The 24,502-nt window shown below is 47.8% G+C and carries 22 protein-coding genes; 7 read left to right on the forward strand and 15 right to left on the reverse strand.

Annotated features, from left to right (window positions below; genetic code table 11):
• Positions 1-189 precede the first annotated feature (189 nt).
• The 3 genes from D3P07_RS03835 to D3P07_RS03845 are packed head-to-tail and all read right to left on the reverse strand — an operon-like array spanning position 190 to position 2,774.
• On the reverse strand, positions 190-972 hold the full coding sequence (locus D3P07_RS03835; RefSeq protein WP_119798743.1) for an ABC transporter permease: 783 nt from the start codon (positions 970-972) through the stop codon (positions 190-192).
• Positions 973-978: 6 nt separating this feature from the next.
• Positions 979-1,782: an ABC transporter permease gene (locus tag D3P07_RS03840; RefSeq protein ID WP_119798744.1), complete on the reverse strand. Its 804-nt coding sequence runs from the start codon at positions 1,780-1,782 to the stop codon at positions 979-981.
• Positions 1,779-2,774, reverse strand: coding sequence for an ABC transporter ATP-binding protein (locus tag D3P07_RS03845; RefSeq protein ID WP_119798745.1), 996 nt, complete (start codon positions 2,772-2,774; stop codon positions 1,779-1,781). The genes D3P07_RS03840 and D3P07_RS03845 overlap by 4 nt, the downstream gene beginning before the upstream one ends.
• A gap of 230 nt (positions 2,775-3,004) precedes the next feature.
• Between D3P07_RS03845 and D3P07_RS03850 the strand changes: the two genes are divergently transcribed.
• Together D3P07_RS03850 and D3P07_RS03855 are read left to right on the forward strand one after the other, a co-directional pair.
• The gene (locus D3P07_RS03850) at positions 3,005-3,769 is read left to right on the forward strand and encodes an OLD family protein (RefSeq protein WP_147384473.1); all 765 of its coding nucleotides are present in this window, start codon (positions 3,005-3,007) and stop codon (positions 3,767-3,769) included.
• Between the two features lie 174 nt (positions 3,770-3,943).
• On the forward strand, positions 3,944-4,516 hold the full coding sequence (locus D3P07_RS03855) for a hypothetical protein (RefSeq protein WP_119798747.1): 573 nt from the start codon (positions 3,944-3,946) through the stop codon (positions 4,514-4,516).
• Between the two features lie 131 nt (positions 4,517-4,647).
• Here D3P07_RS03855 and D3P07_RS03860 read toward each other — a convergent pair whose 3' ends face one another.
• The 3 genes from D3P07_RS03860 to D3P07_RS03870 are packed head-to-tail and all read right to left on the reverse strand — an operon-like array spanning position 4,648 to position 6,822.
• Positions 4,648-5,523, reverse strand: a complete 876-nt coding sequence (locus tag D3P07_RS03860; RefSeq protein WP_119798748.1) for a hypothetical protein — start codon at positions 5,521-5,523, stop codon at positions 4,648-4,650.
• 54 nt (positions 5,524-5,577) lie between these two features.
• Complete coding sequence (locus D3P07_RS03865; protein ID WP_119798749.1) at positions 5,578-6,129, reverse strand: HNH endonuclease; 552 nt, start codon at positions 6,127-6,129, stop codon at positions 5,578-5,580.
• 36 nt (positions 6,130-6,165) lie between these two features.
• On the reverse strand, positions 6,166-6,822 hold the full coding sequence (locus tag D3P07_RS03870; RefSeq protein ID WP_119798750.1) for a hypothetical protein: 657 nt from the start codon (positions 6,820-6,822) through the stop codon (positions 6,166-6,168).
• A 487-nt stretch (positions 6,823-7,309) separates the two neighbouring features.
• Between D3P07_RS03870 and D3P07_RS03875 the strand changes: the two genes are divergently transcribed.
• From D3P07_RS03875 to D3P07_RS03890, 5 genes are all read left to right on the forward strand, one after another.
• Positions 7,310-7,891, forward strand: a complete 582-nt coding sequence (locus D3P07_RS03875; RefSeq protein ID WP_119798751.1) for a hypothetical protein — start codon at positions 7,310-7,312, stop codon at positions 7,889-7,891.
• A 119-nt stretch (positions 7,892-8,010) separates the two neighbouring features.
• Positions 8,011-8,151, forward strand: coding sequence for an Arm DNA-binding domain-containing protein (locus tag D3P07_RS27285; RefSeq protein ID WP_220482009.1), 141 nt, complete (start codon positions 8,011-8,013; stop codon positions 8,149-8,151).
• A 34-nt stretch (positions 8,152-8,185) separates the two neighbouring features.
• Positions 8,186-9,223 carry a tyrosine-type recombinase/integrase gene (locus D3P07_RS03880; protein ID WP_259391362.1) on the forward strand — a complete coding sequence of 346 codons (1,038 nt, stop codon included), beginning with the start codon at positions 8,186-8,188 and terminating at the stop codon, positions 9,221-9,223.
• A 217-nt stretch (positions 9,224-9,440) separates the two neighbouring features.
• On the forward strand, positions 9,441-10,670 hold the full coding sequence (locus D3P07_RS03885; RefSeq protein WP_259391328.1) for an aspartate aminotransferase family protein: 1,230 nt from the start codon (positions 9,441-9,443) through the stop codon (positions 10,668-10,670).
• A 77-nt stretch (positions 10,671-10,747) separates the two neighbouring features.
• Complete coding sequence (locus tag D3P07_RS03890; RefSeq protein WP_119798752.1) at positions 10,748-10,966, forward strand: hypothetical protein; 219 nt, start codon at positions 10,748-10,750, stop codon at positions 10,964-10,966.
• A 195-nt stretch (positions 10,967-11,161) separates the two neighbouring features.
• Here the strand turns inward: D3P07_RS03890 and D3P07_RS03895 are convergent, their stop codons facing one another.
• The 9 genes from D3P07_RS03895 to sigI form a co-directional block, all read right to left on the reverse strand.
• Entirely contained in the window at positions 11,162-11,626 is a 465-nt protein-coding gene (locus D3P07_RS03895) for a VOC family protein (RefSeq protein WP_119798753.1), read from the reverse strand.
• Between the two features lie 61 nt (positions 11,627-11,687).
• Positions 11,688-13,511: a PAS domain S-box protein gene (locus D3P07_RS03900; protein WP_182914168.1), complete on the reverse strand. Its 1,824-nt coding sequence runs from the start codon at positions 13,509-13,511 to the stop codon at positions 11,688-11,690.
• A 162-nt stretch (positions 13,512-13,673) separates the two neighbouring features.
• Positions 13,674-14,930: a 2-oxoglutarate dehydrogenase complex dihydrolipoyllysine-residue succinyltransferase gene (odhB, locus tag D3P07_RS03905; RefSeq protein WP_119798755.1), complete on the reverse strand. Its 1,257-nt coding sequence runs from the start codon at positions 14,928-14,930 to the stop codon at positions 13,674-13,676.
• Positions 14,931-14,936: 6 nt separating this feature from the next.
• The gene (locus D3P07_RS03910; RefSeq protein WP_119798756.1) at positions 14,937-17,849 is read right to left on the reverse strand and encodes a 2-oxoglutarate dehydrogenase E1 component; all 2,913 of its coding nucleotides are present in this window, start codon (positions 17,847-17,849) and stop codon (positions 14,937-14,939) included.
• 249 nt (positions 17,850-18,098) lie between these two features.
• Positions 18,099-18,806, reverse strand: coding sequence for a DNA alkylation repair protein (locus tag D3P07_RS03915; protein WP_119798757.1), 708 nt, complete (start codon positions 18,804-18,806; stop codon positions 18,099-18,101).
• Positions 18,807-18,829: 23 nt separating this feature from the next.
• Complete coding sequence (locus D3P07_RS03920; RefSeq protein WP_119798758.1) at positions 18,830-20,350, reverse strand: leucyl aminopeptidase; 1,521 nt, start codon at positions 20,348-20,350, stop codon at positions 18,830-18,832.
• A gap of 69 nt (positions 20,351-20,419) precedes the next feature.
• A complete protein-coding gene (locus D3P07_RS03925; RefSeq protein ID WP_119798759.1) occupies positions 20,420-21,814 on the reverse strand; it encodes an ATP-binding protein in 1,395 nt (464 codons plus the stop codon).
• Positions 21,815-22,031: 217 nt separating this feature from the next.
• Positions 22,032-23,573, reverse strand: coding sequence for an anti-sigma factor domain-containing protein (locus D3P07_RS03930; RefSeq protein ID WP_119798760.1), 1,542 nt, complete (start codon positions 23,571-23,573; stop codon positions 22,032-22,034).
• A complete protein-coding gene (gene sigI, locus D3P07_RS03935; RefSeq protein WP_310732518.1) occupies positions 23,570-24,394 on the reverse strand; it encodes an RNA polymerase sigma factor SigI in 825 nt (274 codons plus the stop codon). Before sigI ends, D3P07_RS03930 begins: the two co-directional genes overlap by 4 nt.
• Between the last annotated feature and the right edge of the window lie 108 nt (positions 24,395-24,502).

Genomic DNA, 24,502 nt, shown 5'->3' on the forward strand with positions numbered 1-24,502 from the left:
TCTCCATCTAAAGGTAAATAAAAAGATGCCTCCACCATCAGATTTCAATGGTAAAGGCACCTCGTTTTTGCATATGCGCAACCTTTCGACTTCAACACCTCCAGAATTGTTCAGCAAATCATTTATCAGTTAAATCTCATCCTTGCCCTGCAAAAAATGCCATAGAGTGTGCACACTCGTACCTGTCTCCTACGACCCCGTCGAGCGGTAATGCCGCACGCCAAAGCGCCAGATTAAGAGACAAGGGATGAGGAACAGAACGCCGCCGAATGTGATCAGCATAGGCAGGAACATGCTGCCCTCCCGCTTGTCGAGCACGTACATGAGCGGCAAGTAGCTGACGCAGCCGAACGGAATGATGAACGTAAAGAACCGGGTCACCCACTTCTCATAAATATTGAGCGGATACTGCGCCATCTCGCGCCCTCCGTCTGTAAACACATTGGCTACTTCTATCGCCTGGATTGTCCAGAAGCAAAACGTCGCAGCCAGGATAAAGATGCCCGTAAAAATCATTGTGCCATTCGCGATCATCAGCAGAAGGGTCAACAGCTTCGGAAAGCTCCAAACCTGCGGCAAATTGGACACCGACCAGATCAGTACGATCACACTTTGCAGCAGCCGTCCGATTCTCGTAAATTCAAACTTCGAACCCAGCACCTGCAGGGCCGTGCTTCTGGGTCTGACCAGCAGCCGGTCGAAGTCCCCCCTGCCAACCAGCGACGAAAACGAATCAAATCCCCTCGCAAAACATTCGCTAAGTGAAAACGCCAAGTGAATGACCGAGAAACAAAGAGCTACCTCAAAAAAACTCCATCCCTGCAGCTCTCCGAAACGCTGGAACATAAAGTACAAGCCCCCGAATACCATAAAGGGGATAAAAAACTGGCCCACGCTCATGAGTAAAAAGGATGTCCGGTATTCCATCTGAGATTTGAGTTGAATGCTTAAATATTTGAAATAAAGTCGCATATTCTTCTACCCTCCTTGCACGACGACGGCTCGCAGCGCCTTTTTCATTAATGCTTTTCCCGCTAGGACTAGCACCGCCAGCCACGCAAGCTGAATCAGGAGTCCCCATGCCGCTTCGGCTATCGGAATATGTCCGGAATAGACGCGAAACGGAAAGTCGGTTGTCCAGCGGAACGGCAAGATGTACACAATCGGCTGAAGCCAAGAAGGCATAAGCGGTACCGGAATAACCATGCCCGCCAAAAATTCGCCCGCAACCGCAATCATCAGAATGGAACCGACCGGCGACATCGTCCAGAACACTGATATGTAGATCAGCATTGAGATGGCCACGACAACAAGCAAGCCCAGCGCCAGCGCAACCAGGAACAGCAAAAATGATCCCCAAGTCGGCGGGAGCCCCATCCGATAAGGCTCAGGGATGACAAACACGATAGCCAGAAGCGGAAAACAACGCAGCGTGGCGCTGGCAAATCGTTGAGCCAGAAGCTTCGAATACCAATGCGGATACAGAGCCATCGGTCTACAAAGCTCATAGGCAATGTTGCCGTTCGTAATTAAATCGAATAATTCCTGATCGCGAAACCATAACATGATAAATGACAAAAAGATCTGCTGGAGCCAAACATACGTAATCAAATCTTCCAGGGAGATAGGCTGTGTGCCCGTGCTGTTGCTGTAGAATGCGGCGAAGATCATGATGAAGACGAATCCGAAGAAAAGCTGGGTGGCCATACCGGCAAGTGCTGCCGAGCGGTATTGCATCCCGTTAATAAATCGAAGGCGCCAAATCGAAGTATAAGCCTTCATATCTTGTGCTCCTCATAGAGCTGGACGATAATCTCGTCAATGTCCTTGGCCGAAACCGAAAGATCGACCACCTCGACCGACTCCGACAAGCGGGTAACCATGTCCGCTAGCGTTACCTTCTCCGAATCAAAGCCGTATACAGCCCGCTCAGCCGTCCATTCGATCAGCGTTGCCCCATCAACGGCAACCGGTCCGGAGCGTCCCCTGTAATCGACCGTTACCGTCTTCCCCGTACCGAACCGCTCCTTCAGCTCGTCGAGCGTGCCATCGTAGAGAAGGGTTCCTTTGCCGATCATCAGAATCCGATTGGCCAGCGCTTCAATATCGCTCATATCGTGTGTGGTCAGAATCACCGTTACGCCATGCTCCCGATTCAATCGTTTAATAAAGTTGCGCACCGCCAGCTTGCTGACCGCGTCCAGTCCGATCGTAGGCTCGTCCAGGAACAGCAGCTTGGGACTGTGCAGCAACGATGCCGCGATCTCGCAGCGCATTCGCTGCCCCAGACTAAGCTGTCTGACCGGCATCTTGAGGATCGCCTCCAGATCAAGCATCTCGGTCAGCATCGCCAGATTATCGCGGTACATCCCGTCAGTTATTGAATAAATGTCCCTTAGCAGCTCGAACGAATCTATAACCGGAACGTCCCACCAGAGCTGTGACCGTTGTCCGAACACGACGCCGATATGCTTAACGTATTCCGTCCGGTCCTTCCAAGGCGTATAGCCCATAATGGAGCATTGCCCTTCATCCGGCACCAGAATGCCGCTCATCACTTTGATCGTGGTTGACTTGCCCGCTCCGTTCGGTCCGATATAACCTACGATCTCTCCTTCACCGATGGTGAAGGTAATGTCCTTCAGTGCCTCAACGACGGTGTGCTTCCGCGCGAACAAGGCTTTGGTCGCTTCCTTCAACCCTGCCGTCCTTGTCGCGACTTTAAAGCTCTTCTCAATGCCGTTCAGCCGAATCCATGCCTCATTCCGATTCATGCTCACATATCCTCCTGTTTGTATTGCGCCGAATCCGCTTCGGACGGAGAGCCAATCCCGTTCCCTCTCCTGTCCCGCTTCAAACAGCGGGATAAAGATAATAACACAACTGTGAATTTTATGCATCAAATAGTTTCAATACGTCCATGACTAATAAAAATTATTAGTATTTTGTATAATGCTTCCGATCTGTATGACTAAGTTTGTGACCACTAGGTGATCTAAGCTATGTGCTGGATGAATTGGGAATGAAGCCATCTCAACTACTCCAATCCAACGTAGTCATATGGGTGGAAGGGCCGAGCGACAAAATTTATATCAAGAAGTGGCTGGAATTAAAAGCCTCTCAAAACAACATTCGTTTTATAGAAGGCAAAGATTACAGTTTCGTGTATTATGGTGGCGCTTTACTCGATCACTACCGGTTGCTCTCGGAAGATGACGAAAATCAGGATGACCATATTGACAGCTTTATTGATATTCTGAGGACAAGTCGTTACTCCGTTATAGTGTGTGACAGCGACCTTGGTGGAAAGCGAGTGACGTTGAAACCACGTGTACTTAGAATTAAGGAACGTCTCGAACAAATACCAGAGCTTTCACGCTATGTATCGCTCTGGATATCCGAGGGACGTGAAATAGAGAACTATGTGCCCCATGACTTGATGGTTGAGGTTTTCACAAAACTTATTGTCCGGCAGTATATTAATTATGAGGGTAAGCGCGTCAAACTCCCAAATCCCGACCCTGCTTCTTTAAACGATCAAACTTTTGGGCCAAATGACTCCTTCGACCAATTTTTCGCCGGACTTTACACCAGACCAACTGATACAATCGAATATGCTGATGCAGTTGTAAGAAGCGTATCGGACGTGGATAAGGTCAAGGTAGCCCGAGAAGTTACTGGCTTATGGAATGATTTTCATTTCTCAGAACTAGATCTTGATGAGAAAATGAATCAGCTCGTAGCGTTCATCCTACAGGCTCAACAATAACTGGAATCGGCAGCTCAGATCATTCTTGGCTACCGATTCTTTTTTTGAGGTTTTCCCCAATTGTGGGGGAAAGTAATTGGAGTAATAAGACATGATTCATTAGTTCTTTACATTTTCCATGTACCTGCCGATTACATACTTATATCTAATCATGGGAGAGTGTGGAAATGAATCGTGCAAAATAGCCAGTATTACAAGAATAGTATATTGAAGTTTGGACTTAACGCAATGGCAGATAAGACTCGGTTAGACAAAAGCACTTTAGAAAAAATGACAAAAGAGTTTCATCCCAAGCACTTCAAAGAAACATTGATTGTAGTAGCCTGGGCTTTAAATGAAGACTATTACAAATTCGTAACGTCTTTCGTTCCCGATTATAGAAATCAGGAACTTGACAAAGAACAAAAAATTGTTGGACATATTACTCGGCTATTCGAGAATATCATGAATGATTCTAACCGTATTAACCTGCATAAATCTATTGAGAATCTCTTTATTGACTGGTTTGATCAGAGCAGAGTAATAAATGCAAACAAATTTGATGGAAAGATGGCCAGCACTATCAAAAATCTTGGAAAACTTGAAACTATCTTCAACTATTTTATTGTCATGATTGTTCATGACCTAAGCTATAAGGAAAAGATAGCTTTCTATCTTTCCTTACAATCTATTGCAATAAAGTACTGCATTTTAGTTGATTCATTTGAACTAACCGATGAAAAAATAGAATTATTTATTCCGCTATAATTTACACTATCGAAGGGGTAATAACGCAGCATCAGATTTATAGCTGGCAAATAAGGCTCAAGAAAATACGAAGTAGCACATGTGAGTTGAGCTACTTCTCATTCTTATTATGAGAACAACACATAACGAATTTAAATAGATTCAATAGGAATGCTGAATTCTCTTGGGTCTTCATCATGAGGAAAAAACGCTTTAACTTTATAAACCTGTGAACTAAACGCTTTTGTCTTTAAATCTATTAATGGCGCTTCTAATTCAAATCCTAAATGAAAATAGTCCCTATCACTTTGTTTTGGTATGGCAAAAATGAAACTGTCATCCCTTTCCTCCCAAATATACCCTTCACAGAAACTAGAAGTAACTGATAGCTCCTTCAATAAATCCAGAAAGGATTCATCGATATAAAAATTTGCTCCACCTACACCAAACCTTGATCCAGCCTCATCAATAATAAAAGCTTTTGAAAAAGCGGTATTCATTTGTAATGGTCCTGGATTAGTAAGTATTGTCGGGTTATCGCCCGAAATTTCATAGGAAGACAAACCACTTGGATCTGATTTAGTATAGTTGAAAACAAAGTCGCTAGCTTTCACTTCCTCCCAATTATGCACAGCTCTTTCCCCAGCAGCAATAACTGTTCTAAGACCAGGCAATCCTCGTTTTCTCTCGTTCTGAATTACCTCATTATGAAAATAGATACAACTACGTAACCATAAACTCAAATATTGAATGTGACCTACACCATGATCCAATAGAAATGATCTAGCAATGCCGTCATTAAGTACTAGAGCAAATTCTTGAGAAGGCCATAAATTGCGCGCTAAAATTGATTGTATAAGTACTAGCCTTTGAATTATATCTTTCCACTGCTTATGATTGAGATTCCAGTTATTATCTGTAAAGTTACTTCCAAATCCCAACAAATCTGACCAGCTACATATTGCTGGAATAATGCGTGGTTTAGGTATATTCTTTAATTTTTTATCTAGATCTGAAATGTATTCCACTTTTCCATCCCCTTTTATTAAAATCAAGGTTAATCAGTTTATATACCATTAATTTTAGTATTCAGTCAATTTACTATTTAGTTTCTCTGCTAATACCGCCACTATACTAGATAGAGTTATTTGTGAACCGCCCCTAGCCTGATTCATATGCAATCCTACACTACGCAATAGTTCTTTCTTGAGTTGCTCATCCACCATGATTGCATTTACTTCCTCCAGACGTGCATCCAGCCCAAAGTTCTTCAACTCTCTTTCGAGCCTTTCACCCAAATCAGCATAGTAATCCTGTTTCTCAACCCACTCTAAAAAAGCTTCTCTGGACCTTGTGTTCGGAGCTTTATCGTGGCAGTCACTACACATTAGAAATAAATTAATCGGATCATCTTCACCGCCAAACTGTCGAGGAATGATGTGGCATATTTGAAGGGGAACATTGTTCCAATTATCTATGATTTCCTCCCTGCTGGCCTGGGGGTTATCTATACAGTACTTTTCACCCCAGTGACGACCACATGCCCAACAACAGGGTTCTCCCCAATCCAATCCCCTACGATTTAGCCACTCCATCCAATCCTCAAACACCTTAGATTTTGAAGGTGTAGCCATGGTTTATCTCTCCTCTACTATTTTAGATTTAATTCTTTACTGCATTTTAAACACTAATTCCCGTAGATCACTTGACATCAACTTTAGCCTATTATAGTCACTATTAATTATTTCATCGTAAATGATCTTCTTCCATGCGGTTATAACCATCCAAATTAAAAAAATTATAGCTAGGAGAATTACAATAAAAACTACAGCCTCTTCAATTCTAGTAATTTGTTTATTTAAAACCCATGAGATTCCTTGTACCCAAATAGGAATGAGTATGGCAGCTAAAACCCCTCGACCTACTAGAAACGGTATTTTATGTTCATCAGCTTGCTTATCAATCAAAGTTATCAGTGCTGCTATTTTTTCTTTTGAAAAATCAATCCCCTCATCCTTTAGAAATTTCCTTAGTCTTCTCATTCGTAACTCATAGTAATTAAGTCCATAATGAAATTGGTTATAAATTCTTGTTCTTTCTTCCTCAGTTCTTTTAAATAAATTTGGCATAACTAGTACTGATAATAGCATGATTGATAGGGAAACTGGGTTGCCTGAAAGCCATGAAATAGTAAATGATAGCACAATAAGAATAAAGATACAGGTAAGATGAAACGCAACTTGTTTCCAATTAAAATGCTTAAAGAATACTACCCTTAAGCTTAGCTCTCTTTTATAAATGTCTAACAATTTGTAAGCCAGAATCATACACTCCTTATGTTTATTCTCATTTATTCCATGGGACTATATTACCATATCTATCATCCAAAACTTACAATTTTCAACTTTTTCTTTGCGAACTAACATCCCTATTTCCCACCCATATCATAATAGAGCTAACCAAATAATCCGGAGAGGGCTTTTGACTTTCGTTTAAAAAGACAATTAAATGTGGACTTAATATTTCGTGATAGACCTCTCAAGCGACTCTGTACAGGAAATTAGCAAATAAAGCATGTACTACTTGGTGGTTAATATATTCTATAAATGACTAAAAAAGAGGAAATTCATCAGATTCTGCTTTTACTATGATCTTTCTTGTCTTATACTATTTGTGGATGATAAATATTTCCTCACTTCAAATAATTATTAATTGAATCTAAAACTTGTATTGGCATTATAGTCTACCTTGTTGAGAATTGAGAACTATGTCCCCACCGAAATATATAATTTTAAATCGGAGCGAATCCATATTATGAAAATTCTGAAGACCCTTATCATATTATCAATCTTACTTTCGGCATGTAGTAAACCAGACCCATTTGAAAATAGTATGCGGAAAGGAAAAGATGCGTTAATAGCAAAGAACTACGAAGAAGCTGTTAGAATGTTTGAGATAGCATTAATCGAATCACCACAAGAAGAAAATGCAAAAATATTATTAAATCAATCGCAAGACGGCCTGAAAAAGGTTGAGGCTGCTCGAGAACTTGAGAAATATCAAGAAGATATAAAAATTCTTCTAGCAGAGTATGAAGTTATATATAAGGAATTTGTGGATTACGAAATCGATAGAACAAAACTTCCCCCTGTTAATTTTGTTCTGGGTAAAGGAAAACTTGAGGAGTATATAAATGATGCAAAATTGTTGTCGAACCAGTATGGGCATAACAAAGGAATCAGTGAATTACACAGTTTACTAATACAATCTATGGAAAGTCTCTATGAGAAAATGGATTCGAAGTCTGTACTTCGGTTAAATAGTTCGTTGGCAAGAACATTTCTGACCAGCTATTATAGTGAAATAGAAGAGATTAAGAAAATGACTGTAAAATAACAAGATGCCCTAACAGTCCATGAGGTCATAATTGCTTACAGGCCCCCCACATGGGGGCTTTTCTATTTCTCCTTGTACCGTCATAATGGGATGTACTAGATCATAGTAGGAGGTATACTATGGCATCAATCAAGAAAGACGACAAGACGGGAACCTATTACTTCGTGCTAGACCTCCCACGTGACCCTGTAACGGGCAAACGTAAACAGGCTAGGCGTAGGGGGATACAAGAACAAGAAAGAGGCTCAGACGGCGGCTAACGCGCTTTACCATCAGCTAACCACAGGAACATTCATTGTTAATAGTAAAGTCAGTTTTGGGGAATTCTGTGACGTTTGGCTAGGACACTATGCAAAAGTATCAGGTGTAAAGGGTAGCACTGTCGATTCGAGGAGAAAGGCGATAAAGAGGTTAAAAAAATACTTTGATGCTATTCAGATTAATAATATCACGACATTCATGTATCAAGAGGCTTTAATTAATATGAAAGAACAAGAAGAAAACGCAGATAATACGATTATTTCAACACACAGTGTCGCACAAATGATATTTAGACGTGCCATTGAATTGGAAGTCATTAAAACTGATCCAACCGAATTCGCCTCAGTCCCTAAAGAGGTGTTGACTGTAGATGATCTTGAAAACAAGGTTGAACTTCCGGGATATTTAGAAAAGGAAGAATTAGCTCTATTTCTGAATACCGCCCTCAAACATGGTCTTGACGGAGATTATGAGACATTCTTGACCTTGGCATACACGGGAATGAGAATCGGGGAATTTATTCCTTTAAGAGAATCTGACATAGATTTCGCCGAAAACATCATTAGCATTACCAAGACTTATTACAGTCCCAATAACAACATGTTAAAGTATGAACTGCATACCCCTAAAACTAAAACTTCTGTTCGTGTGATTGATGTAGATCCTATGATCACTACAGTATTAAAAAGTTACATTCATAAGAACAAAGAATTTATGATGCTTCATCGTGACCGTTACTACAGTAAGGGTTACATAATGGCCAACAAGCACAAACATCCAGGTTATCCAATGACACTCCTGCATTATCAGACAAGAATGAAACGACTGTTAAAAATCGCTGGCCTGAATGAAAACCTAACCCCTCATTCGCTAAGACATACTCATACAAGTCTCCTGGCGGAGGCCGGCGCAAATCTACACGACATTATGGATCGTCTAGGTCATGTTGATGATTCAACAACAAAATCGGTCTACTTACATGTGACCAGAACAGTGAAAAAAGACACCTCGAAAAAGTTTGGGGATTTGCTAAAAACTGTGGAAAATCAGAATTTCGTGATCAAAATGTGACCATTGAAGATAAAAAGAGCGCTGAACCCTTGATATATAAGGAGTTTAAGCGCCCTTTTATGGTATAAAGATAATACCCTATATTCCCAGAAAAGTATAGCTTTATTTTTCAAAACAATGGGCGATGCCGAAATAACAAATCGTTCATTCGCGTATTGAATATTAATTCGTTATGATGTATATTTATACAGTATTAAGTTTTGAACGGAGGGATTTCATGTCCAATCTCATGCAAGTTTCATCTATGGAAAAAGACACACATACCGTTACCCATATACCAACACCTATTGACCTTGCCAAAAAGCATGTGCTGCATACTGCCATTCGACCGGATATCGTCATGGCCCGGGGCGAAGGCATGATGCTATACGATACGGAGGGGAACAGCTATCTGGACTTTATCGGCGGCTGGGCGGTCAATAGCCTTGGCCACTCGCCTGTTGTCCTTCAGCAAGCACTTGCTGAGCAGGCTTCCAAGCTGGTCCATGCCAGCCCCGCCTTTTACAATGAACCACAGATCCAGTTCGCCGAGCTGCTGACCAGCGTCAGCGGCATGGATAAAGTGTTTTTCACCAGCACAGGGGCGGAAGCGAACGAAAGCGCGATTAAGCTTGCCCGCAAGCATGGAGCATTGAACCTCAATGGCGCTTATGAGGTCATCACGCTTACGAACAGCTTTCACGGACGCACGCTGGCGATGATGTCTGCAACGGGCAAACCGCAATGGAAGCCGCTTTTCGCACCGAAGGTGGACGGATTCGTGCATGTGCCGATCAATGACCTCGACGCTTGCTTCGCCGCGGTTTCGAACCAGACCTGTGCCATTATGGTAGAGCTTGTGCAAGGAGAAGGCGGCGTCCATGCCGTCAGTGAAGCATATCTGTACGGTCTACGCAAAATTTGCGACATGTATGGCATTCTGCTTATTTTCGATGAAATCCAGACTGGCCTTGGCCGTACAGGCAAAATGTTCGCCTACCAGCACTACGGCATTGGGCCGGATATTCTTACGCTGGGCAAAGGAATCGGCGGCGGCTTCCCGTTGTCGGCTATGCTGACGAAAGAGCAATACGACCTGTTCCAGCCCGGCGACCAAGGCGGCACCTATATCGGCCAGCCTCTTGCAATGGCAGCAGGCCTGGCGGTGGTGCGCGAGCTGCTCCGTCTTGATCTTGCCGATCAAGCACAGAAGCAGGGCCACTATTTGACGGAAGGACTGAAGCGCTTGTCCGCTTCCTTGCCGATTGCGAATGTACGGGGCCTCGGCCTTCTGCTCGCCTTTGATGTGCCGGATGCTCCTTCCCTGGTAGAGAAGTGCAGAGAGAAAGGGCTTCTCGTGAATGCGCCGAATGCCCATACCATTCGCCTGATGCCGGCGCTTATCGTCCAAAAATCCCATATCGATACGATGCTGGACATCTTGCAGGACGTTCTGCAGGCTAGTTAATGCGAATGTTGGAAAAGCCGCCGCGCATACGCTATTGAGTATGGAACTCTGTAGGGTTGCGGCAGGAGGGCTTACGGTTGAAGGGACGCTTGGGAACAGGAAATAAGGACGTTTTTATTGTCTATGTTGTACCTGCATGGAAGTGGAAGGAATTCATTGCCTTTGAATTGATCGGGGGAATTGCTTTTTATCTAATAGGCAAAATCTTGACGCATTCCGAGTGGTTCTCCGTAGCAGCTAACATGGCAGGCCCTCAAATGCTGAAAAATACGTATGCGGCGTTGCGCATATCATAGTGATCGGACGCCCAGAGCCTTGACATGCCGTCACCACCGCATGCCGGAAACTCTACACATGCGCAATGCACAACCTTCAATATGAAAAACGCCATTCACAATGACCGATTGATCCTGGAATGGCGTTTTCTTATATTAAAACTTTAGCTATAAAGCCACACACAATCAGCCTCGGCCTGTCATACCATTCTCATGTTATGAAGGGTCATTTTCCAGCAGCTCCAGCATAACCTTAAGCTCATGAAACGTATCCATATACGCATACCGTCCGCCCGTATATTCACCCTTTTGGACCAGCTTCATTCCCTGTCCTTCCATGACGGTAATCTTCTCCTTCATCCCTTCGATGATCAACGCGATGTGATGGACGCCTTCGCCGTGCGCATCAAGATGCTCGCGCCATGTGCTGGGATGGCGATCCGGCTCAATCAATTCCAGCTGCAGAGAACCCATATCGAAAAAGGCCAGCTTAGCCCGCGCCTCGCTTGACTCTCCCTTGTATGCCGTCTGCGCTTTATCCACCGTGTCCGTCCAAAACCATTCCGGTTTCTCCAGGCCGAAGAAATGGGCATAAGCTTGTGATGTTGCTTCGATATCATGCACCAGCAGACCAATCTGCGTAATCGTGCTTGTCCCCAGTTTTCCCTTTTGCGTCGTCATCCTCTTTCACGCTCCTCTGTCCTTTTTTTACCCTATTATGATAATCGGTCTTTATATGGGATCAAAGAACAGGCAGCGAAATATCCACGGTCGTTCCTTCATTCGGAGCGCTCTGGATATGCATCGTGCCATGATGCGCTTCTAATATGCGGGTGCTCACCATTAGGCCAAGGCCCGTTCCTTTTTCCTTGGTCGTGACAAAGGGCTCTCCCAGCCGCCTGATCAGCTCCTGCGGTATCCCTTGTCCCTCATCTTTCACTTGAATATGTATGCTGGATCCGTTAAGCGTCTCCATGGTCTGGGCCGTAATCATCACCTTGCCGCCATCTGGCATCGCTTCTACCGCGTTTTTGATGACATTGACGAATACTTGCTTTAATTGGTTCTCATTGCAGTTCGTAAGGGGCAGCTCCCCTTGCAGCCGATAGATAATCTCTACATTCATCAGAATGGCCTGTGTATCCAGAATCGAGACGACGCTCTGGAGAATAGCATCCATATTGCCTGGCTGGAAGGGAGAAAGATGGGGCTTCGCCAGCGTCATAAACTCGTTTACGATCAAATTAATACGGTCCAATTCGCCTTCCATGATCTGAAAGTACGTCGTTTCATCCCGATATTTGGTCCGCAGCAGCTGAGTGAAGCCCTTCAGCGCGGTTAACGGATTGCGAATCTCATGGGCTACGCCTGCCGCGAGTTGTCCGATGACAGACAACTTCTCGGAGCGAAGCATTCGCTCCTCCGACCGCTTGCGCTCAGTCAAATCGCGGATGACGCTCAGCACGACCCTCTTGCCCATGTAATTATCGATGCTGATATTGGAGGCCTCTACCTCCAGCACACGTCCGCCGGACAACACAATCCTAGCCTCCGAGAACGAGGTCGGCTCATCCATTGAGATCGTCCATGACAGCTTCCCCCTCACATGCTCCCGATCATTCTCGTGGATATAATCAAATAGATTCCGGCCAACAATACAAGAATCATCCGTGACGCCGACCAGCTCCATGGCATGGCGGTTCACATAGAGCACTCTCTCGTTATGCGTAATAACGATCGGTTCCGGCATGCACATCATAATACGTTGATACAGCTTAGCGTTTTGCAAGAGCAACTGCTCCCGCTCATACTTCATCGTGACATCCTGGACCGTGCCAAGCAGAGCCTCCTGACCGTCAAAGGTAATAATGGAGCTATTGCCCTCCAAGTAGATCGTGCTGCCGTCCTTATGCTTGCCTTTGACCCGAAATGGAAATTGCTTCTGCCCGTGATCATGGACAAAAAAATGGCTGTCTCTGAGCGTATGAAGTTCATCCTCGTCTACGATCTCCTCAATCTTGCGGCCGAGCATCTCCTCGGCTTGGTAGCCCAGCATCTTAACCAAATACGGATTCAGATAAACAAATTCGCCGTTCTGCTCAACAAAGACGCCAGCGACCACATGCTCCACCAGCGTTTTGTACAGATCATCCTTCTCATGCAGCGTCTCCTCCATCCGAATCCACTCGGACATATCCCGTATAATAAGCTGAACAGCCGGCTTGCCATCGAAAGTAATGGGCACAGCATGAACCTCAGTCTTAACGATACCGCCATCCAAGCGCACGAACTTTCTGAATGCAGATCGATGAGGGCGTCCTGCCTTCAGAAATTGTTCAATCTTCTCCTCTAACTGATGCGCATATTCGGGATGAATGAACGGGAAAATCGGTTGTCCCAAAAGCTCATCAACAGCGGTTGCGCCTAACAGCCTTATAGCGGCTTCATTCGCGAATACAATTCGGCAATCGGAATGGACAAGGATCCCATCCGGCAAATATTGAACGAGAGCATCATATCTTTCTCTGCTTTCACGCAGCATATATTCGTTGCTTCTCTTCGTCATGTCCGTTACACCCCTTGAAGGAATCATCCGATCTCATCCATGGTAGTTTATGTTCCACGAACCCCCGCTTCCTTCCTGCTTCACCGTCAATAAAATGACAAAAAAAGCTATTGGTTATCGTCGAACGACAACCAATAGCTTCGTTATAGAGATCGTAATAGCTTAACCTAGAAGCAGAAGCTGCTCCGGATCTTCCAGCATTTCCTTCACCGCTACGAGGAAGCGCACAGCTTCGCTGCCGTCAACGATACGGTGGTCATAGGAAAGTGCGATATACATCATCGGACGGTTTTCCATACGCTCATTGTCGATAGCAACCGGACGAATTTGAATTTTGTGCATGCCCAGGATACCCACCTGAGGCGTGTTCAAGATTGGCGTCGACAGCAAGGAGCCGAATACGCCGCCATTCGTGATCGTAAAGCTTCCGCCTTGCAGATCGCCAATGGATAGTGTATTTGTGCGTGCTTTCTTAGCCAGTTCAACGATGTTTCTTTCGATTTCAGCGAAGCCCAGACGATCCGCATCGCGTACGACAGGAACGACAAGACCTTCTTTGGCCGATACGGCAATACCGATATCGTAGAATTTCTTCACGACGATATCTTCGCCGTCAATCTCCGCGTTAAGCAGCGGGAACTGCTTCAGCGCGCCGACAACCGCCTTCGTGAAGAAGGACATGAAGCCCAGGTTAACTTCGTTCTTATCGAAGAAGGATTGCTTGCGGCGCTTGCGAAGATCCAGGATCGCCGTCATATCCACTTCGTTGAATGTCGTCAGCATAGCTGCAGTGCGTTGTGCTTCCACGAGACGATTCGCAATCGTCGCGCGGCGGCGGGACATGCGCTTGCGCTCTACAGGCTTGCCGCCGGCAGTTGCTGCCGCAGCTGGCGCTGGAGCCGGAGCTGCCGGCGCAGGAGCCGCTGCAGGTGCAGGAGCTTGTCCGTTATGCGAGCGAACATCATCCGGATAGATACGGCCGATGCTGTCTTTGCCTTGCACTTGCGTCAGGTCGACGCCTTGTTCGCGAGCCAGCTTGCGAGCTGCAGGCGTCGCATTCACCGACGCGGCTGTCGATACAGCTGTTGCCGCAGGTGCGGCTGCTGGTGCTGCCGAAGCCGCTGGAGCTGGCGCTTCTGCCGCTTTTGGAGCCTCTGGTGCAGGTGCAGCAGCCGGTGCGCCGGCGGACGCGCCGATCGAACCGATCGCCTCGCCTACCAGTACAACATCGCCGTCTTTTTTCCCAATGCTAGATACGACACCGCTGCTGTCCGCACTAATCTCAATGTTGACTTTATCCGTCTCAAGTTCCAGAAGGACATCGCCTTGATTGACGTTGTCTCCTTCCTTCACGAACCATTTTGTAATCGTTCCTTCGGAAATCGATTCTCCCAGTTCAGGTACAATAATATCTGCCATTTGTTGCTACCCCCTTACCAAACTCGATTCGAATGGTTGGCCATTCAAAGCGGAAGAAATAATCATATTCTGTTCTGCAACGTGAATTTCCTGGTGACCGGTTGCTGTACTTGCGCGATCCGGACGTCCGATATAGCGGACCTGCACCTTGCCTGGCGCCAGCTCGCGAAGGCGAGGCTCCATGTAAGACCAGGAACCTTGGTTCTTAGGCTCCTCTTGAACCCATACGATCTCTTCAAGCTTGCTGAATTGACCAAAGATGCGCTCAAGCTCGGCTTGCGGCAATGGATACAGCTGTTCGACGCGAGCTACGCGCAGCCAAGCATATTCGCCTTCGCTGCCGGAGCACATTGCTTCCTCCAGATCGACCATCACTTTGCCCGTTCCGAGAATCAGGCGCTTCACTTTATCTTTTGCCGCTTTTGTTTCCGTCAGGCTGAACTGCGGAAGCACCGGCTTGAAGGAGCCTTCGCTAAATTCAACGCCATGCGACGCAACACGCGGGTTACGCAACAGGCTCTTCGGTGCCATCAATACGAGCGGGCGCACATTGTCGCTGCCCAGCATCGCTGCTTGCCTGCGCAGCAGGTGGAAGTATTGCGCCGAAGTGGTCAGGTTCGCAACGGTCCAGTTATTGTCAGCAGACAATTGCAGGAAGCGCTCCAGACGTGCACTGGAATGCTCTGGACCCTGGCCTTCATAACCATGCGGCAGCAATATAGCAATACCGGATTTCTGCGACCACTTCGCACGGCCGGCAGACATGAATTGGTCGAATATGACTTGGGCAACGTTCGCGAAGTCGCCGAATTGTGCTTCCCAGATAACGAATGATTCCGGTGCAAATACGTTGTAGCCATATTCGAATGCCAGTACAGCCGTCTCGGAGAGCGGGCTGTTATGAACTGCGAACGAAGCTTTCGCCTGCGGGAACATATGCAGCGGTGTGAACTTCTGAGCCGTTGCATTGTCGTTCAGCATGATATGACGATGAGCGAACGTTCCTCGCTCGGAATCCTGACCGCTCAGACGGATTGGCGTACCATCAGCCAGAATTGTAGCGAACGCCAATGCTTCGGCATGCGCCCAATCCAGCTTCTCGCCATCATTCAGGCTATTTGCGCGGCGTTGCAGAATACGCTGCAGCTTGGAATACTCCGTGAAGCCTTCCGGACGGTTCAGCAGCTCCAGGTTGATTTCCTTAAGCGTGTCCATCGGTACAGCGGTACGAACGTCCTCAGATACAACTACGCCGTTTTCTTGCGTGACTTGAACATGCGCCTTGCCTTCATTCGCTTTCATGGCGTCATAACCGGCTTGAAGGGCGCTGAGCGTCTTCTCGCGAAGCTGAGCCGCCAGCTCTTCGGAAACGGTTTTCTCCGATTTCAGCAATTCTGCATACAGCGTTGCTACTGTCGGATGATTGCGAACCTTGGAGTAAACCAGCGGTTGAGTTGCTTCTGGATCGTCCATCTCGTTATGGCCGAAGCGGCGGTAGCCGATCAAGTCGATCACGAAGCCTTTCTGGAAGCGCAGGCGATATTCGCATGCCAGACGCACAGCCGCAAGACATGCCTCAGGATCGTCCGCGTTCACGTGAATGATCGGCAGATCGAAGCCTTTCGCAAGGTCGCTTGCATAATAAGTGGAACGGGAGTCCACGCTGTTTGTCGTAAAGCCCAGACGGTTATTTGCAATAATGTGAAGCGTACCGCCATTGCGGTAGCCTTGAAGATTGTTAAAGTTAAGTGTCTCGGCTACGATGCCCTCGCCGATGAACGCTGCGTCGCCGTGTACGCATACCGTTACAGCGCTATGCAGATCCTGTTCAGGGAAGCCTGGCTTGCTGCGGTCTTCCTGTGCAGCACGCGTGTAGCCCTCTACAACAGGGTTAACGAATTCCAAGTGGCTCGGGTTGTTCGCAAGCGTCACTTTGGCGCGAACCGTCTCGCCTTCTGTGAAGGCACGGTCTGCACCCAAATGATATTTCACGTCGCCGGACCATCCGTAGTTAATGCCCATCGATCCCTCGGACGGAACCAGCTCCTTGTTAGGGGAGTGATGGAACTCGGAGAAGATCTTCTCATACGGCTTCCCAAGCACATGCGTCAGCACGTTCAGACGGCCGCGATGCGCCATGCCGATTAGGATATGCTGAGCACCGTCATGCGCAGTAGCGCGGACGATTTCGTCCAGCACAGGAACAAGCATGTCGACGCCCTCGATAGAGAAGCGCTTCTGGCCGACGAACGTTTTGTGGATGAAGCTTTCGAATTGCTCCACTTGCATGAGGCGCTCAAGCAGCGCTTCCTTCTCCCTTGTAGACAAAGGAGCAGGGAATGAACCGGACTCCGCTTGCTTGTGAAGCCAGGAACGTTCCGTCTCATCGTGGATGTGTGTAAATTCATACGCAGCCGAACGGGTGTAAATTTCTCTGAGCCGCACGATGGCATCCCAACCATTGCCAATGGACTCCGGCGCGTTGTCCCAGATCAGGGACGCTGGAATGGATAGCAGATCCTCTTTCGTCAATCCGAAGGTCTCAGGGTCTAGCAGCTTCGTGTCAGCCGATTGGCTAATGCCCAGCGGGTTGATATCCGCACCTAAATGGCCGTACCTGCGAATATTCAGCATTAGCTGATGCGCGGCAACGACCTTCTTGAGCATATTGCTGTCAAGCGGACCGCCAGCTAGCGGTGCTCCCGACTGTACGGTTCCAGTAGTGGAAACCGGCGCAGCCGACGAAAACGCAGCTGCTGTGGAAGGCGGCGCCCCCCATACGAGAAACATTTCGCGAACCGATGCTTCAACAGCATTCGGATCGGCCAGGAACAGTTCGTATTGCTCCTGAACATAACCAAGATTGGGACCATAGTAGCTTTTCCAAGGCGAAGAGTTGCGCTCATCATGGATGCTCATTGCAGAAAATTCCACCCTCTCTATTCATAACCATCCTATTATTTTCTATGGCGTACCATTCCATACATGGCCGCCTGCCCCTTCCATGCCGAGACATAGGAAGAGAAGCCTACCCGCTGCATCACTTGCAGTTTTGTGGCCTCTTCATATTTTAGTACAATAACCGCTTGCCTTCCATAACCATATTGGCATCGGTTTCATGCATTTAAAGCATCAATGGCAAGTCCTTGCATCATAAGGCGCGAACGATTAGCAAATGCAGGTTTTTTTCTTCACGCCAATCTTGCCCTTACTGGATGATTTGGCGATATATTCCTCGGCTAAAGGCACTTTGCAAGCGGTATTGCCAACATCGACATGAACCTCCCCAATGGCCTTGCCTATGTCGATCGCTTCTTCATGAAGCTCCCTGACATATGTACCGACAGCGATCACGAAGCCGTTCATTGTATAACGCGCTCTATTCTTCTCGCTGTGAATATCTCTGCGCACTCTAGCCAGCAGTTCACGGATTTCTCCGATCGGAAGCTCGCTGTCAGGCGTAATAGACACATATCCTGCATAGGTGTTCCACCCGCAAGCCGCCTTCATCTCTTCCGGCGAATCCATCCACTCCAGCGCAAGCTCCCTGGCATATGCGCTTTCCGCGGCAACTCCGGCAACTGTATATTCCGACAGCATGGACCAATAGGCTTCGTTCGCCCATTGCTGCAGCAATTCCTTTGATACCTGCTTAGGATCAATGGATAACCCTGCGAGATACATCGCATCCGAAATGCCTGAAGCGTACAATTGCTCCGCAAGTTTCTGGTCCTTCTTCACGTACTTAACCAGCTTCTTCAAATCACCGACCTTGACGCCAAAGAACGGCTCCATGGCTCCGTGCCTGAGAAAGGTTCTTTTTGTCTGCTCGCTGCCCAGCTTCTCCAGTTGCAGCATCAATTCCTCGTATGTCATAGAGCCTCCGATTCAAGTATGCCTTATGCTTGCTTTCCTGCCGTCAATTCCACAAGCGTACGCACCATCACTCCGGTACCGCCCTTTGGCTCCCAGCCTCTAGCAGCTTCCAGCCATGCGGTGCCGCCAATGTCCAGATGAACCCAAGGCAGCCCTTCCGCAAAGTAGCCGATGAACATGCCGCCTTTGCTTGCTCCGCCATACTGGGAACCGCTGTTTTTCAAGTCGGCCGCGTCGCTCTTCAATCCCTTCAAAAATTCCGGATACGCAGGCAGCTGCCATACTCGCTCTCCCGCACGCTCCGAAGCGCGAAGCACATCCGTCATTAACGCGTCGTTGTTCGTTACAGCCCCTGTCGCCTCATAACCCAATGTGACCATAACGGCCCCCGTAAGCGTCGCAACGTCAACAAGCTTGGTAGCGCCTCGGCGAATTGCCGTGGTGAGAGCGTCGGCCAGCACTAGCCTGCCTTCCGCATCTGTATTCACGACCTCCACCGTATGTCCGCTCATCATCCGAATCACATCACCCGGCTTCAAGGCGCGATCGGAAGGCATGTTTTCGGCTGTCGGAACAACCACGAGCGCATTCACTTCCGCCTTCTGCTCCGCCAATGCCCGAAGCGCACCAAGCACTGCCGCAGCGCCTCCCATATCCGAGATCATCTCCTCCATACCCGCAGCCTTCTTGAGGGAAATGCCGCCTGTATCGAACGTAATGCCTTTGCCGATCAAGCCCCATACCTCAGAGGAATTCGGCGCTCCTTTGTAGTGGATGACGATCATTCTTGGCGGATTGACACTGCCTTGACCGACTCCCAGCAAGCCGCCCATCCCTTGCTCGGCTGCCGTCCACTCGTCGATGACCTCGATCTCCAGACCGTACTGCGAAGCAAGCTCCTCAGCGTGGAAAGCCAGGCGCTCCGGCGTTAAGTCATTGCCCGGAAGATTCGTAAGATCGCGGGCATATGCTACGCTGCTTGCCAGTATCTGGCCTTTGTCTGCTCCCCGCTTCCATAGACCGTTGTCAGCCTGAGACCCGGCAAAGCCGTTTTCGAAGCAATAAGCAATCTCTCCTAGACCAAAGCGGACTTGCTCTTCTTTCTTCAGCGGCTGTCTGTCATGCAGAGCCAGCAGAATCCCTTCCGTCAACGCCTGTGCTGCCGCTTCCGCGCCGATAGCGCCAAGATCTTGTTCCAGGGCAGACGGCGCGAGAAGAAATTCTGCGCTGGCAGCACGGACTTTCTTCAGCGCTTTGGCCGCCGCAGCGCCGGCATGGCGCAAGCCGTCTGCTCCGGAGCCTGGCTCATAACCGATAAATAGAATATATGACGGCTCTACTAATCCAAGTGAAGGCATAGATTCAACTTGCTCCGGCTTCGCCTGGAACAGTCCCTTCGCATAACCGCCGCGAAGCTGTCCGTCAATTTGAGGATGTACAAGCCCCGAAGTTCCTTTTAATTCTTCTTCTATGATAAGACGCACGAGAGCATCAGGCGCCGCATCGCCCGCCTGTCTGTTTCCTGCTCTAATTGAAATCGCCATTATTCCATCCCTCGTTTCTCGAATATAGCAAAAAATCGGGGTATGAAACCCCGATTCGATTCTAAACCTTTATTCCGCCAATGGCAAATAGACGATAAATTCTGTCCCGCTTCCGACTTGACTGTCTACCCGGATCGTGCCGCCATGATTGCGAATGATCCGATAGCTGACGGAGAGGCCAAGTCCGGTCCCCGCTTGTTTGGTTGTAAAAAAAGGATCGAACAGCCTGTTCATTGTAGCTTTGTCCATTCCTTTGCCGTTATCTCTGATTAATATCTTCACATACTGTCCGTCGCTGCTAAGAAAAATGTCGATCTTCCCTCTGCGCTCCGCTTGCATTTCTTCCACTGCATCAAGCGCGTTCTTCACAATGTTCAGAATCACTTGCTTCACTTGCTTGATATCAATCGAAACGTATGCTTCGACATGATAGGATTCTACGGTAATTTCACAATTTCGAAGTAAGGATTCGCTTTCAGTCAGCATAACAACTTCACGGATGAGATGATCGATCGATGCGGCTTGTTTCATAGGAGCGGAGGGCTTGGAGGAATTTAGAAATTCATAGATGATGTCATTGGCGCGGTCGATTTCCGTCAAAATAATACGCGCGTATTCTTCCTTTCCCACCTCTAGCAAGTAAGGCCGAAGCAACTGGATGAATCCTCTTATGCTCGTTAACGGATTGCGGATTTCATGGGCGATGGCTGCTGCAATCTTGCCTAACATGGCAAGCTTGTCGTTCTGCAGCGCGCTTTGTTCGATTTGCTTGTATTCCGATACATCCTTTACGCTGAACAGGAAATCCCCGTCCAACTGGTCTCCGTAAGTGACGGTTGCAAGCAGATGCTTGCCGTCCTTATGCTGGAACTCATAATAGCGGCTTCGCTTCATGAACATCTCCCGGTATAGCCGAAGGATCGTCCGTTTGGAGGTAATCGCAAGCTTCGGATGCAGCAGAATCTCTCTTATGTTGCAGCCGACCAGCGTCTTTCTGGGAATATCCAGCAGCTTGGCCATTTGGACGTTGATAAAAGACAGGATACCGTCGCTGTCAAATAGCGCAATACCGCTGTCCATATGCTGCAGCACGTTTTCGTATTTATTTTTAACCCTCTCGAACGAACGGTCCGAATGAAGCATGAGCGCCCTCATGTCCATAAATTTCTGAGCGGATGACGGCTCGTGCAATTCGCCGTCGGCGCTGACTTCCATCTTAAATCGGCATGCTACCATCAGCTCCATTAGAAACACAAAGGAACGATGATAAAGCTGAACGGCATCTTTGGATTCCACGTTGGCTGCGAGTTCTTGTATGCATTCTTCATGTACGGCTATTATCTCTTCCTGATTGAACTCCTGAAGTTGTTTGCCCAGCTCGTATGCATGATGAAGCGATGCTTCCTTACCACCCCGGATATACTCGGCAAGCGCCGGGAAATAACGCTTTCGAATGGCTTGCATCTACTACTCCTCCCCGGCAAAGCTATGAATTTGGACGAATGAACTTACCACTAATCATAGGTTTACTTTACAAAGGCTGTCAATCGGAAATCCTGTCGAAACCAGGAAGGTTTATAGTCGTAAAGACTCGTTTTTTGTTAGATGCAAAACAAGGCGATACTGCCTTCCGCTGTGACTTAGTGCTCAAGCAACAGGCTGTCCGCTTGCGGGCATTCGGTTAGTCGCGACCGCTATGCTGGCGGCTGTCGCGAGATGAACTCTTTTGATTATCTCCGTCGCTGCGCTTCTTGTCGCTGTCGCGGTCACGGTCGGAACCGCCGCGGTTTCTATCGCTCCGGTCATCCTCGTCATCATCACTGTCTTTCTCATTCCGGCTGCCTTTTTTAGTGGAGTCTTTGTCACGGTCGTTATTTTTATTTCCTTTTTGATCGTTTTTATTGCTGTTTTTGTCGCTTTCTCCCTTATTTTCGTTCCCGTATTTAGTCCAGCCATTCACGTAATTGCCGTTTTTTCCGGAATTGTTGTTGTTTTTATGATCTTTATCGCTCTTATTATCCTTGCCATTCTTATTGTCTTTGTTGTTCTTGTTACTCTGATTATTCGAATTGGACCAGCCGTTATACTGGCCCTTATACCCATTTTCATTTTCCCATTTTTTGTAGTTTTCCCTGTTGTTCCATTTGCTGGAGGATGTACGAGAATCATCATCATCATCCTCGTCGTCATCATCGCGATCATCCTTGTCCCGGTCATGCCACCAGCCATGCCGATTCGGCTTCCCGGTTTCAGATGGCTTGACGGACGGTCTGGCTGTCGGCTTGACGGACGGCTTGGCCGAAGGCTTAGAAGAGGCAGTTGGGGCTGGCTTCAATCCTTTCCCGCTGCCAGACCCGCTTTGCGCCTTCTGCTCCTTCTGCTCCTTCTTCTCCTTGGCCAGAAGCTTCTCCAGCTTCTCTTTGGTCGCGGCATCGTCTTTCGTATCCACGATGCTCTTCATGCCGCCAATTGGCTCCGACCAGGAATCGATCGACTCTTCCTTCAGCTTGCTGAGCTCTACCTGATGCCCTTCATATTTCGCCATTAGATAGACCGCCATCTTGCCGGATGAGATGCCGTTGGCATCTGCTTCCACGCGCAGCGATTCAGGCACGGACAAGGTTGTAATCGTCACCGCTTGATTCGCAGCCGTATGCTCGCCCAGCCACTTCTGCAGTTTCTCGTCCAGCCTGCTCGTAAGCAAGGACTCGAACTCCAAGCCCGGCTGCTTCTTTCCATTCAGCAGGACGCTTGTAATCAAGATATCCTTATGCGGCGCGTCCAAATAATGCGCTTTGCTGGCCTGCTCCAGAATAGCAGCCGCAACCGTCTCTACATCTACGCCCTTGTAGGCTATGCCCGCAATAATCTGTTCACCGTCTTTGTTCAACGCGCGAAGCCTGCGAACCTTCTCGTCACCGTCAACTCCGATTTCCACGCTCGGATTGATATCCATTGTCAAATATGCGACGACGGGATGCGTCGCGGAAAAAGCATAGGCCAGCCCGGCTATCAGCATAATGCCAAGCGTCGCCGCCAGCGCTGCGTAGCGCATGGATACCCGGTTCCACTTCACACGCCTAGGTTCCGATTGCTCTTCCTCGAAAACAATTTCTTCGCCAATCTGAGGCGAGCCTTGCAGAGGAGCGCGGAGAAACTGGCCTTCGGCAGTCATGACAACAGCATGTTTAGCATGCACGCTCATTACGATCCCGCGCTTCATCTGCTCACCTCCTTGCCTGCTGTTGTGTGATTGATTCGTATGTCCAAATAGTCATTCATATATGGGTAAGATCCTGACATAATAATCGCGATTGCGATGATATATTTGCGATTGCGCTCCAGTGTTTTACGAGAAACGCCGCTTTGTTCCATCAATTCCTTGATCGGCATGCGCTGAGTCAGCCTCAGAGTCGCCATGAGCGGTCCGTTTTGAGCCAGCATGGCAGCGATGCCTATGAGCATCTGCCGCGAATCGGCATGCTTGGGCGATATCTCGACGAGCTCAGGGAACGTAATGCCGAACAGCTCAAGCTCCTGGTTAAGCTCCTCGATTTCCTCGCGTCTCTCCTTAATATCTCTATTATTCTCATGTTCGTCCAGCGCCTGCTTCGTGTCAAGCACGTTGTATACGGCTCCGTCGTCGCCTTCCGAATCATATGTACTGTAAGGAATAGCTCGCAAATGCCTTTGCTCTTTCCGCGCATGGTCAATAAGCCGACGTTGTATGACGGTTTTTGCAAATCCGAGGAACGAGGCTCCCGCTTCAGCATCATACTGATTGATCGCTTCATTGAATGCAAGCAATGCCACGCTGAACTCATCATCTCTATTCGGATCAACATACCGTTTGCAGAATCTGCTTGTTAGTTTTGCTATATATGGATAATACTCAGCAATGAATTGATCTCTAAGCCCTTCATTACCTTGTCGGATTTTCTCTACGTACTGCTCCGGTCCCAGCTTCAGCTCGGATGTTACAGCCTGGGAGGGAACCGATTTGCGCAAAAAGCGCTTGAACAGGATCAGCAACAACCGCTCCACCTCGCTACTACATCATTTCGTGACAGTCACCGCGCTTTGCGGGGGTATCATTAAAAAAAGTTAATTTATTTCCCGTTTCAAAAAGAGAGATGCCTCCGCAAGGGAGGC

The organism is Paenibacillus sp. 1011MAR3C5, assembly GCF_003591485.1.
GTDB lineage: Bacteria > Bacillota > Bacilli > Paenibacillales > Paenibacillaceae > Pristimantibacillus.